This is a genomic window from Sphingomonas sp. CFBP 13714 (assembly GCF_014842205.1).
GTDB lineage: Bacteria > Pseudomonadota > Alphaproteobacteria > Sphingomonadales > Sphingomonadaceae > Sphingomonas > Sphingomonas aerolata.
In genome coordinates this window covers 668,259-679,410 of sequence record NZ_JACYVG010000002.1, presented here as the reverse complement: position 1 = coordinate 679,410, position 11,152 = coordinate 668,259, and the positions used below count along the sequence as shown (strand labels likewise).

Sequence of the window (11,152 nt, the reverse complement as noted above, 5' to 3'; positions counted from 1 at the left end):
CGTATCGGGGGGCTCGTCGTTCGCGACGGGCCCCTTTTTTTTGGGAAGCGCGCCGGCGACGTCCGTCCGTCGCTCCGCCCTCGAGACGCGTTAAGATCCGCGTGCCGGGCGCCGGCAATTTCGACGTCATGACGCAAACGGAACAAGACTGCGTCGAGAGTGTTCGAACCTGTTGTAAGTACAGGGAGAGTTAAATGTCAGATTATCGGGGCGGCGAGCCAATTCGTCAGAAGAGCGGCGCAGGCAAGACGATCGTCATCGTCCTTGTCGTCATTGCGGCCATCGTCGGTGTCCTCTTTGCGACCGGGTTCTGGAGCGCCAACGTGAAGGAAGGTTCGCTTCCGGAGGTCTCCGTCAAGGGCGGCGACATGCCGAATGTCGATCTCGACTCTAAGGCGGTCGTCGTCGGCACGAAGAAGACCGAAGTCGAGGTCCCCAAGGTCAAGACCGAGACCGAAACGGTCGACGTGCCCACCGTGGGCGTCAAGGACAATGGCGAGAAGTAAGACTTCGCCTGACGTCACGAGCCCTCACCTGACGGTGGGGGCTTTTTTTTTGTGACGCGGATGTGAGGGCGGGATCGGGTGGCGTTATTGCCGGGCGCCGGGCTCGCCTTTTGGAGTGGGCCAACGCGTCGGCGGGAAGGCAGATGGCAATAGCCGCCGACCTGATTACCGCTCTTCTGGCCGGATGTGCCGCACGCGTGCGGACAATGCCTCAATGTCAGCCAAGTCGTAATTGAGAAAGCGGCGTTGCGAGGAAGGCGGGCGCTTCGCTACTGACAATCCGGGCCGCCACTCGGTAGCTGGGCGGATCGGCCTGGGGGTGAACCCACCGCCGCAGTTGGGGCACACATTCTGCAATCTGTTGTCGACACAGTCTGAGCAAAACGTGCACTCATAAGTGCAGATTCGAGCTTCGGTCGCATGCGGTGGAAGGTCGCGGTCGCAAAACTCGCAGTTCGGTCGAAGTTCGAGTGCCACTGACTTCTCCCTGTTACTGACAACGGTGTCCTACAGTCGGCGTTCGACGAGAACAAGCAGTCCGCCTGGCGCGTCCGCATACGGGCGATCAGAGGTTCATCCGGAATGACCGTCATTGAGGGTTAGATGACGTCCCTTGTCCGTTCGCCCTGAGCGAAGTCGAAGGGTGTGTTCCGGGTGGCGGTGCTTCGACTTCGCTCAGCACGAACGGAGTGTGAGGAGTGTGGGGAATGTGGGGAGTGTGGGGGACCGTGGGAGACGGTGCCCGCCCCCCCCCCTCGCCGTACCGTTTACTTGCGGCCGAACAGTTTCTCGATGTCGCCGTGCGCGAGTTTTACCCAGGTGGGGCGGCCGTGGTTGCATTGGCCCGAATGGGGGGTGATCTCCATTTCGCGCAGCAGCGCGTTCATCTCGGGGACCGAGAGGATGCGGCCGGCGCGGACCGAGCCGTGGCAGGCCATCGTGCCCGCGACCGCGTCGAGCCGTTCCTTGAGCGACAGCGCCTCGTCGAACGCGGCGAGTTCGTCGGCGAGGTCGGTGACGAGCCCCTTCGGATCACTCTGGCCGAGCAAGGCGGGGGTCGCGCGGACGAGCATCGCGCGCGCGCCGAAGCGTTCGAGGTCGAGCCCGAACTCGGACAGTTCGGCGGCGCGCGCCTCGAGCCGGTCGCAGGCGGGTTCGTCGAGTTCGACGACCTCCGGGATCAGCAGCGCCTGGCTGGCGACCGTGCCGCCGGCGAGCGCAGCGCGCATCCGTTCGAGGACGAGGCGTTCATGCGCGGCATGCTGGTCGACGAGGACGAGACCGTCCTCCGCCTCGGCGACGATATAGGTCTTGGCGACCTGGCCGCGGGCGACGCCCATCGGGAAGGAGGAGGTTTGCGGCGGGGGTGTCCAGGCGGGTTCGGCTCTGGCCTGTGGGGGGGCGGCGAAGAACGTCGGGCGGGCGTCGTTTACCGTGGCGTAGCTGCGGTTTTCGAGCGGCAGTCTTTGGGGCGTGCCCTCACCTTCCCACCCGCTTTGCGGGCGGGCCCCTTCCTCTCCCCCGGGGGGAGAGGAGGTTTCAGGTTGCCACATGGCGAGCGCGGAGTCGCTGGCGCGCTGGCTGCGGTGGCCGGCGGCGTCGAGGGCGCGGCGGAGGCCCGAGACGATCAGGCCTCTTACCATCGCGGGGTCGCGGAAGCGGACCTCGGTCTTGGCGGGGTGGACATTGACGTCGACCTGGTCGGTGGGGACGTCGAGGAACAGCGCGACGACCGCGTGCCGGTCGCGCGGGAGCATCTCGGCATAGGCGCCGCGGATCGCGCCCATCAGCAGCCGGTCCTTCACCGGCCGACCGTTGACGAACAGATACTGGTGATCGGCAATGCCGCGATTGTAGGTCGGCAGGCTGGCGACCCCGCCGAGCACGAGCATGCCCGAGTCGACCGGGCGTTCGAGATCGATCGTGACCGCATTGTCGGCGAGCGCGCGATCGGTGAGCGTCGCGACCCGGCCCGGCCGGTCCTCGACCTGCGTCGCCGCCAGCGTGCGGCGGCCGTCATGCTCGATCGTGAAGCCGATATCGGGACGCGCCATCGCCAGCCGGCGGACGACGTCGAGACAGGCGGCATATTCGGCGCGCGGCGAGCGGAGGAACTTGCGGCGGGCGGGGACGCGCGCGAACAGATCCTCGACGACGACGCGCGTGCCGGGGGGCAGCGCGGCGGGGCCCTCGCGCTCGACGCGGCCATTGTCGACGATCCGCGACCAGCCCTCGGCCCCCCTCACCCGGCTTTCGATCGTCAGCCGTGCGACGCTGGCGATCGAGGGCAGCGCCTCGCCGCGAAAGCCGAGCGTCACGACCGATTCGATGATCTCGTCGGGCATCTTCGAGGTCGCGTGCCGTTCGAGCGCGAGCATCATGTCGGCGGGCGTCATGCCGCATCCGTCGTCGGCGACTTCGATGCGCGATGTGCCGCCTTCGACGAGGAGAATCGCGATGCGTCCGGCGCCCGCGTCGATGGCGTTCTCGACTAACTCCTTCAACGCGCTGGCGGGTCTTTCCACCACTTCACCGGCGGCGATACGATTGACGAGATGCTCGGGGAGACGCCGTATTGACATGGGTTTGCGTCTAGACCAAGCGACGGCATCCCGCGACCCGCAAACGCCCGCTTATTAGGCACCCGGTGCTCGAAAACACCGGCGGGGCCCGCGAGATGATGTGCGAAATGCCGCCCGTCCGGCGGCCAGGATTACGGGACCCTGATTGAATGGCCTTCTACTCGCGTTTCTTCAAGTTCATGTCGCACGACATGGCGATCGACCTCGGCACCGCGAACACGGTTGTCTATGTCCGTGGCCGCGGCATCGTCCTGAACGAGCCGTCGGTGGTCGCGGTCGAGACGATCAACGGCATCAAGCGCGTCAAGGCGGTCGGTGACGACGCGAAGCTGATGATGGGCAAGACCCCGGGCAATATCGAGGCGATCCGCCCGCTGCGCGACGGCGTGATCGCGGACATCGACGTCGCCGAGCAGATGATCAAATATTTCATCCAGAAGGTGCACGGCCCGCGCCGCTTCGCCCGCTGGCCCGAAATCGTGATCTGCGTGCCGTCGGGGTCGACCAAGGTCGAGCGCCGCGCGATCCGCGACGCCGCGTCGAACGCGGGCGCGAGCACGGTCTGGCTGATCGAGGAGCCGATGGCGGCCGCGATCGGCGCCGACATGCCCGTGACCGAGCCGATCGGCAGCATGGTCGTCGACATCGGCGGCGGCACGACCGAGGTCGCGGTGCTGTCCTTGCGCGGGCTGGCCTATACGACGTCGGTCCGCGTCGGCGGCGACAAGATGGACGAGGCGATCGTCAGCTATGTCCGCCGCAACCACAATCTGCTGATCGGCGAAGCGACCGCCGAGCGGATCAAGCAGGAGGTCGGCATCGCCAAGCCGCCGGTCGACGGCATCGGCACGATCATCCACATCAAGGGTCGCGACCTGGTCAACGGCGTGCCCAAGGAAATCCAGATCAACCAGGGCCAGATCGCCGAGGCGCTGAGCGAGCCCGTCGCGACGATCGTCGAGGGCGTTCGCGTCGCGCTGGAGAACACCGCGCCCGAGCTGGCCGCGGACATCGTCGACCAGGGCATCGTCCTGACCGGCGGCGGCGCGCTGCTGCAGGGGCTGGACGAGGTGCTGCGCGACGAGACCGGGCTGCCGGTGACGGTCGCCGAGGACCCGCTGACCTGCGTCGCGCTGGGCACCGGTCGCGCGCTCGAGGACCCGCTGTTCCGCGGCGTGCTGATGAGCGGCTGAGAAGCGTGTAGGTGGGAAACGGGTCAGTGGAAATCGCATCGACCGAGTCGCGGGGATAGGGCCCCGGACCCGGCGATGCCCGAGAACGAGGGGACAGGCGCATGGCGCCAGCCCGCGACCGCCGGACGGGGTTTTCCCGACGGCGTCAATATGGGGTGTTCGTAGGCTATGTGCTCGCCATCGCCGGTGCGGTGGTGGGCGCAGCGTTGCTCGTCGTCTCGACCTTCAACCCGCCCGCCTTTGCCGGCGCACGGATGGGTGTGGCGGGACTCACCGCGCCGGTGTCGTCGGGTCTCGCCTGGGTCGTGGGCGGGGTCGCCGCGGTGCCCGAGGCAATCGGGACCTATTTCTTCGTCCGCCAGGAAAATGTCGCGCTGCGCCGCGAGCGCGACCAGACGCGCGCTTTGCTGATGCGCGCACGGACGATCGCCTATGACAATCGCCGGCTGCGATCGCTGCTGAAGGTCCGCGACCGGATCGCCGAACCGGTCGTCACCGCGCGACTGGTCAGTTCGAGCGCGTCGAGCGGGCGCCGTTTCGCCTTGCTCAACGCGGGCCGCTGGAGCGGGGTGCGGCCGGGCATGGCGGTCCGCGGCCCCGACGGGCTGGTCGGGCGCGTCGTCGAGACCGGCCCGAATGCGGCGCGGGTGATGCTGCTGACCGACGGCGACAGCATCGTGCCGATCCGCCGGACGCGCGACGGGCTGCCCGCGATCGCGGTCGGGCGCGGCGATGGCATGCTCGACGTCCGGTCGGTCAACGCGACCAACGTCAAGTTCAACGCGGGCGACCTGTTCGTCACGTCGGGCGTGGGCGGGCTGTATTCGCCCGGCATCCCGGTCGCGCGGGTGATGACCGCGGGGGCGGATTCGGTGATGGCGCGGACCTTCGCCAATCCCGACACCTTCGATTTCGCGGTGGTCGAGCCCGGCTTCATGCCGGTGCCGCCGCCGCGCCCCCTTGCGCCCTCCGACAATAGCGCCAAGTGACTGCCAAACCACCCTATCCCGTCTTCTCCCAAATGATCGACCAGCCGTGACCACCCGCAACAGCGTCGACTATAAGCCGTTCGAACCGAAGGTCGCAGGCGGCCGGGCGCGGGCGATCCCGTGGCTGACCGTCATGGCGGGATCGCTGATGACGATCGTGCCGCTGATCGCGACGATCCCGATCCTGCCGCCGTTCGGGTTCGTCATGCTGCTCGCATGGCGGCTGCTCGCCCGTTACGCGCTGCGCCCCTGGGCGGCGGCACCGCTCGGGCTGTTCGACGACCTGCTCAGCGGACAGCCGCTGGGTAGCGCGGTGCTGCTCTGGTCGCTGGCGTTCGTGGCGATCGACATGATCGAGCAGCGGCTGGTCTACCGCGATTTCTGGCAGGACTGGCTGATCGCGAGCGGCGGAATCGCGTGCTGCGTGATCGGCGGGCGATTTCTGGGCGTACGGGTCGGCACGCATGTCGACACCGTGCTATTGGCGCAGATCGTGATCACCATGATGCTCTTCCCGCTGGCGGCACGGATCGTCGCGACGATCGAACGACGCAGGGTTCAGGAATGAGGCGGGTTTCCGAATGAGACGGCCGCCGCGTGTCGTGACCGAGATGTCGCAAGCCTATAGTTTCTCGCGCCGTGCCTGGATGCTGGGCGCGGTGCAAGGTGGCGTCGGGCTGATGCTGGCCGGGCGGATGGCCTGGCTGTCGATCGCGCAGAACGAACGCTACACGATGCTGTCCGAGAGCAACCGCGTGAACATGACGCTGTTGCCGCCGCGGCGCGGGTGGATCGTCGACCGCCACGGCGTGCCGATCGCGAACAACCGCACCGATTTCCGCGTCGACATCATCCCCGACCGGCTGCGCGACAAGGAGCGCGTGCTGCCGCTGCTCGGCCGCATCCTCCAGCTGCCGCCCGAGGAGATCGAACGGATCGCGATCGACCTCGATCATGCCGCGGGGTTCCAGCCGGTCCAGGTCGCGGAGAATCTCGACTGGGAGCGGTTCGCCGCGGTCAGCGTGCGGCTGCCCGAGCTGCCCGGCGTCGCGCCGACGCGCGGCTTTGCGCGCAACTATCCCGCGGGGGCCGCGGTCGCGCATCTGACCGGCTATGTCGGCGTGCCGAATGCCGAACAGTATAAGAAGACGCGCGACCCGTTGCTCGTCACCCCCGGCTTCAAGCTCGGCAAGGACGGGCTCGAGAAGATGCTCGAACCCGCGCTGCGCGGCGAGGCGGGCGCGAAGCGGGTCGAGGTCACCGCGCGCGGCAAGCTGGTCGCCGAGCTAGCAACCAAACCCGACGTGCCGGGCAAGACCGCGCGGCTGACGATCGACGCGGGGCTGCAGGAATATGCCGCGCGCCGGCTGGGCACCAATTCGGGGTCGGTGGTCGTCATCGACTGTCGCACCGGCGAGATGCTCGCGATGGTGTCGATGCCCGCCTACGACCCCAACAGCTTTTCGGACGGGATCAGCCATCTCGAATGGCAGATGCTGAGCGACGACGATCACGTGCCGCTGATGAACAAGGTCACGCAGGGGCTGTATCCGCCGGGCTCGACGGTCAAGCCGATGAACGGGCTCGCGCTGCTGCATGCCGGCGTCCCGGCCGACGCGCGGGTCAATTGTTCGGGCGCGATGCGGCTGGGGACGAGCGTGTTCCATTGCCACAAGCGCGGCGGGCACGGGCCGCTCGACCTCAAGAACGCGATCATGCAGAGCTGCGACATCTATTTCTACGAGATGGCGCGACGGGTCGGCTATGCCGCGATCGCGCCGATCGCGCGGACGCTGGGCATGGGGCAGAAGTTCGACCTGCCCTTTTCGACGCAGCGGTTCGGGACGATGCCCGACCCCGACTGGAAGCTACACAAGTACAAGCGACCCTGGACGGTCGCGGATTCGCTCAACGCGTCGATCGGCCAGGGCTATGTGCTCGCCAACCCATTGCAGCTGGCGGTGATGGCGGCGCGGATCGCGTCGGGCCGCGACCTGCAGCCGAGCATTCTCGCCAGCCAGGTCCACCGCGACGCGCCCGCGCTGGCGATCGATTCGGAAAATCTGGCGCGGGTGCGCGAGGCAATGTTCGGTGTGATCAACCAGGGCGGCACCGGCGGCGCGGCCAAGCTGCTGATCCCGGGCGTCGCGATCGCGGGCAAGACCGGCACCGCGCAGGTCCGCCGCATCACCATGGCGGAGCGGCGCTCGGGCGTGCTCAAGAACGGCCAGCTGCCGTTCAAGCTGCGCGACCATGCGCTCTTCATCGGCTTCGCGCCCGCGGACAACCCGCGCTACGCGCTCGCCGTGGTGCTCGAGCATAATGGCCACACGGTGCGCAACCTCGACACGCCGATGATCGGGCGCGACATCATGACCTACATGCTCGACCGCGAGCGCGCGCTGAAGTCGCTTGCCGAGGTCGAACCGACCTGGGGCGGCGACATTAAGACGCGGATGGCGGCGACCGCGGCGAGCTATCGCGCGGCGCAAAGCGCCCCGCCCGCCGCAATCGCGACCAAGACCGACGCGACCGTGCCGAGCGACGCCCCGGCGGTCGAGAACGCCACCGACGTCGCCAACCGGACCCAGGCGGATCTTGCGGGCGGCGGCGGCGGGGTCGCGGAAGACGGAACCACGGAGCGCGGCCAATGACATCGCGGATCATCCCCGAACAGCTTGCCACCCTGCCCTGGCGGACCTTGCTGCTGGTCACGGCGATCGGGACCTTCGGGCTGGTCGTGCTCTATTCGGCGGCGGGCGGCTCGCTGCGCCCCTGGACGCTGCCGCAGGGCATCCGCTTCTTCATCCTCCTGGCAGGGTCGGTCGTGCTCTCGCGCATCCCCGAGCGCGTCTGGAAGGCGGCGGCGTGGCCGACCTATGGTGCGCTCGTCCTCGCGCTGGTGCTCGTCGAGCTGCTCGGCGCGGTGCGCGGGGGCAGCCAGCGCTGGCTCGACCTCGGCTTCATCCGGCTGCAGCCGTCCGAATTGATGAAGCCGGCGATCGTGCTCGCCTGTGCGCGCTTCTACGACATGCTGCCGCCCAACGAGACGCGGCGGTTCGCGGCCGTCTGGCCCGCCGCGGTGCTGATCGGCATCCCCGCGGCGATCGTGATGAAACAGCCCGATCTGGGCACCGCGCTGATGATCTGCGCGGGCGGCGCGACGGTGATGTTCCTGGCGGGCATTCCGCTGAGGCTGTTCGTCGGCGGCGCGGTGGCCGCGTCGGTCGCGATCCCGCTCGCGATCAACTTCGCGCTGCACGACTATCAGCGCAACCGCATCCTGATCTTCCTCGATCCCGAAAGCGATCCGCTGGGCACCGGCTATCACATCAGCCAGTCGAAGATCGCGATCGGATCGGGCGGGCTGTGGGGCAAGGGGTTCCTCAACGGCACGCAGAGCCATCTCGACTATCTCCCCGAGGGGCATACCGATTTCGTCTTCGCGACGATGGCGGAGGAATGGGGGCTGGTCGGCGGCTGCCTGCTGATCCTCGCCTTCCTGCTGGTGATCCGCTGGGGGATCGAGGTCGGCCAGCGCGCGCAGTCGCGGTTCGCGCGGCTGGCCGCTGCGGGGCTCGCCACGACGATCTTCTTCTATGTCGCGATCAACCTGATGATGGTGATGGGCCTCGCCCCCGTGGTGGGCATCCCGCTGCCGCTGTTCAGCTATGGCGGGTCGTCGCAGATGACCGTGCTGCTGTGCCTGGGGATATTGATGTCGATCGACCGGGAAAATCGCAAGACGACCCGCTGGTAAGCAGAAAAAGACAGCAATTTGGACGAAAGGGGGTTGCGGCCCCCGATGAGTCTGCTAACAGCGCGCCTCCAGCAGCGGGGCGCCACACCAGGGCGCCACTCAAAACCGCCCCGGAATGGACGCATAGCTCAGTTGGTAGAGCAGCTGACTCTTAATCAGCGGGTCCTTGGTTCGAGCCCAAGTGCGTCCACCATTCTCCACCGCAGAAAACGAACGTTTTCCACTGCGGCGGAGTCATGTCTGTTCGACATGGTCTGATCTGTCTTCCGACAGTTTCTCTCCCAACTGAATGATGTGCGCCTGCCGTGCGACCGCGATCTTTCGCGCCTTGTTCGCGATTGGCTCGCTGCAGGATCGCATGACGTTGAGCATCGCGTGACCGGAGATCGGCCGCACGGCCGGGTTGGCCGTCTCGGACTGTATAAGGGGGCCTGCTCGCCTAGCTGCGCCCCTGCCCGCGCGATCGCGCGGCACCCGGTGCCTGTGGCATTCTCGAAGCCGAATACGTCCCAGACGCGCCGGCAGCGGTCGGCAGGACTCGCTCATTGGGTCGCAGTCCCTGCCCGTCCCAGCTGGGGCGGCATCATGACGAGCAGGGAACCCTTGCGGGGAGGCGAGGCCTCATCTGCCGGGTGAGGCTTTGTGGTTAAGAAATGGTTAACGCCGTGGATCGTGGCGTCGTTTGTACGAATAACGAGGCTGGTCGAAGGCCACGGCACCTCGGCACGGATCGACTTCGGTGACGTCCCGACCATGACGGGACAAATGATGTGGAGCGATAGGCTCCTGCGCAACGCTCATCGGGCACGCCTTGCGGGTGGTCGCAAGCATGCGTGCATGTTCGGCAACCGCGATGGCCGAACCGCTTGTACGGCTCACCGTCGCTGACCTTGCCGATCTCTCAGATATGCGCCCGACGTCTGTCGCCAGTGAAAGCCGAGCTCGACTTTGACTTAGATATAGGCCGGCGTCGTACCATGGCCCTGGTATTTCTCGCCTTTCACGCTGCTGCGATTGAACATGCCGAGATCTCGGTTGCCCGCCTTCACACTGCTCGGCATCCGCTGGCAGTAACCACGATCCTGGTTTGCTGATCCAGCACCATGTGGTGTCGAGGCCTTGTCGCGCATCGTGATCTCCTATTAACCCTATTGTTTAACTCTTTTCACAATCGCGTTAATTGCGACGTAACTGAGTTCGTGAGAGTCCAAGAATTGAGCGGCGCATTGGTTCCGACCCAAAATTCCGGTAAATTTTGCGAGCAACCAAAGTACCATAGTGCCCTTGGTGCCGTGATACCCAGGGCCGAGGACGTGGTGAGCCGGGCAAGGCCGAAAGGTCGCAACGACCGCCTGTTCGGGCAGGCCGAGCATGCCGCGATCGACCCGGGGACAAATTTTCGCGTGATCGTGCTGGTCGACGCGGCCGCGTTCCAGGCACGAAAGTCGCGGTGGATTCCGTCGGCCGAGGCGCTAGGCTGCGCCTGATCACAGGGAGACGTGCCGTGATACGGACCTTGGCCGCTATTGGTCTTGCGATGGCGGTTCCAGCGACAGCGCAGCACACGCGCTCACTGGGGACCGGCACGTCGCCACCCGCGTCAATCAATCAACTGGCCTGGCTGGCTGGCAGCTGGGTCGGCACGGGAATGGGCTCCGACGTGACGGAAACCTACTCCGCGCCGCTGGGAGGCCGGATCACGGGCCATTTCGCGATGGCCGACGGCAAGGGCGGCGTATCGTTTACCGAACTCGTGGATTACGTCCCGCTCCGGGGATCGCTGGCCTATCGGGTTCGTCACTTCAGCCCGGACATGACGGGCTGGGAAGATGGGACGGGCAAGCCCGTGATCTTCCCGCTGGTGGCGGTAGAGAAAGATCGATGGTTTTTCGACGGCATGACGATCGAACGCACGAGCCCGAGCGCGCTAACTATGTGGGTAAGGATCACCGAAAAGGGCACGACGAACGAGGTTCCCTTCAGACTGGTCCGGACGCGCTCGTTGGTTCGATAGGTTAGCGGGATTGGTGGTGAGGTGTCCGCGACGTCGATTTCGACAGATGTCTGTGTTGGGGCTGGAAGCGGAATGGCCGGAGTTGGTGGAAAGCGGACCTTCCGCTTT

General features: G+C 66.5%; 11 protein-coding genes and 1 tRNA gene. 9 read left to right on the top strand and 3 right to left on the bottom strand.

Annotated features, from left to right (window positions below):
• Positions 1–194 precede the first annotated feature (194 nt).
• On the top strand, positions 195–506 hold the full coding sequence (locus tag IFT54_RS07570) for a hypothetical protein (RefSeq protein WP_031440198.1): 312 nt from the start codon (positions 195–197) through the stop codon (positions 504–506).
• A 165-nt stretch (positions 507–671) separates the two neighbouring features.
• On the opposite strand, the gene IFT54_RS07565 is transcribed toward IFT54_RS07570, so the two are convergent.
• Entirely contained in the window at positions 672–983 is a 312-nt protein-coding gene (locus IFT54_RS07565; RefSeq protein ID WP_192070110.1) for a DUF1272 domain-containing protein, read from the bottom strand.
• A gap of 290 nt (positions 984–1,273) precedes the next feature.
• The gene (mutL, locus tag IFT54_RS07560; protein WP_192070109.1) at positions 1,274–3,088 is read right to left on the bottom strand and encodes a DNA mismatch repair endonuclease MutL; all 1,815 of its coding nucleotides are present in this window, start codon (positions 3,086–3,088) and stop codon (positions 1,274–1,276) included.
• A 149-nt stretch (positions 3,089–3,237) separates the two neighbouring features.
• Here mutL and IFT54_RS07555 point away from each other — a divergent pair, with 149 nt between their 5' ends.
• The 6 genes from IFT54_RS07555 to IFT54_RS07530 all read left to right on the top strand — a co-directional run bounded on the left by IFT54_RS07555 (position 3,238) and on the right by IFT54_RS07530 (position 9,223).
• Entirely contained in the window at positions 3,238–4,281 is a 1,044-nt protein-coding gene (locus tag IFT54_RS07555) for a rod shape-determining protein (RefSeq protein WP_031439534.1), read from the top strand.
• A 101-nt stretch (positions 4,282–4,382) separates the two neighbouring features.
• The gene (mreC, locus tag IFT54_RS07550) at positions 4,383–5,270 is read left to right on the top strand and encodes a rod shape-determining protein MreC (RefSeq protein ID WP_192070108.1); all 888 of its coding nucleotides are present in this window, start codon (positions 4,383–4,385) and stop codon (positions 5,268–5,270) included.
• A gap of 46 nt (positions 5,271–5,316) precedes the next feature.
• Complete coding sequence (gene mreD, locus IFT54_RS07545) at positions 5,317–5,838, top strand: rod shape-determining protein MreD (RefSeq protein WP_031440173.1); 522 nt, start codon at positions 5,317–5,319, stop codon at positions 5,836–5,838.
• A gap of 13 nt (positions 5,839–5,851) precedes the next feature.
• Entirely contained in the window at positions 5,852–7,924 is a 2,073-nt protein-coding gene (mrdA, locus tag IFT54_RS07540) for a penicillin-binding protein 2 (protein WP_192070107.1), read from the top strand.
• Positions 7,921–9,030: a rod shape-determining protein RodA gene (rodA, locus tag IFT54_RS07535; protein ID WP_031392826.1), complete on the top strand. Its 1,110-nt coding sequence runs from the start codon at positions 7,921–7,923 to the stop codon at positions 9,028–9,030. Before mrdA ends, rodA begins: the two co-directional genes overlap by 4 nt.
• A 117-nt stretch (positions 9,031–9,147) precedes the next feature.
• Positions 9,148–9,223: transfer RNA gene (locus tag IFT54_RS07530), tRNA-Lys, on the top strand.
• 760 nt (positions 9,224–9,983) lie between these two features.
• Here IFT54_RS07530 and IFT54_RS07525 read toward each other — a convergent pair.
• The gene (locus IFT54_RS07525; protein ID WP_156363390.1) at positions 9,984–10,160 is read right to left on the bottom strand and encodes a hypothetical protein; all 177 of its coding nucleotides are present in this window, start codon (positions 10,158–10,160) and stop codon (positions 9,984–9,986) included.
• A 162-nt stretch (positions 10,161–10,322) separates the two neighbouring features.
• Here IFT54_RS07525 and IFT54_RS07520 point away from each other — a divergent pair, with 162 nt between their 5' ends.
• Together IFT54_RS07520 and IFT54_RS07515 are read left to right on the top strand one after the other, a co-directional pair.
• The gene (locus tag IFT54_RS07520) at positions 10,323–10,517 is read left to right on the top strand and encodes a hypothetical protein (RefSeq protein WP_192070106.1); all 195 of its coding nucleotides are present in this window, start codon (positions 10,323–10,325) and stop codon (positions 10,515–10,517) included.
• Between the two features lie 17 nt (positions 10,518–10,534).
• A complete protein-coding gene (locus tag IFT54_RS07515; protein WP_192070105.1) occupies positions 10,535–11,044 on the top strand; it encodes a DUF6265 family protein in 510 nt (169 codons plus the stop codon).
• Positions 11,045–11,152 lie beyond the last annotated feature (108 nt).

What these genes read in the sequence shown, in the direction of transcription:
- mutL (WP_192070109.1), bottom strand. Translation starts at nt 3,088, where the DNA reads ATGTCAATACGGCGTCTCCCCGAGCATCTCGTCAATCGTATCGCCGCC.
- IFT54_RS07570 (WP_031440198.1), top strand. Translation starts at nt 195, where the DNA reads ATGTCAGATTATCGGGGCGGCGAGCCAATTCGTCAGAAGAGCGGCGCA.
- mrdA (WP_192070107.1), top strand. Translation starts at nt 5,852, where the DNA reads ATGAGACGGCCGCCGCGTGTCGTGACCGAGATGTCGCAAGCCTATAGT.
- IFT54_RS07525 (WP_156363390.1), bottom strand. Translation starts at nt 10,160, where the DNA reads ATGCGCGACAAGGCCTCGACACCACATGGTGCTGGATCAGCAAACCAG.
- rodA (WP_031392826.1), top strand. Translation starts at nt 7,921, where the DNA reads ATGACATCGCGGATCATCCCCGAACAGCTTGCCACCCTGCCCTGGCGG.
- IFT54_RS07555 (WP_031439534.1), top strand. Translation starts at nt 3,238, where the DNA reads ATGGCCTTCTACTCGCGTTTCTTCAAGTTCATGTCGCACGACATGGCG.
- mreC (WP_192070108.1), top strand. Translation starts at nt 4,383, where the DNA reads ATGGCGCCAGCCCGCGACCGCCGGACGGGGTTTTCCCGACGGCGTCAA.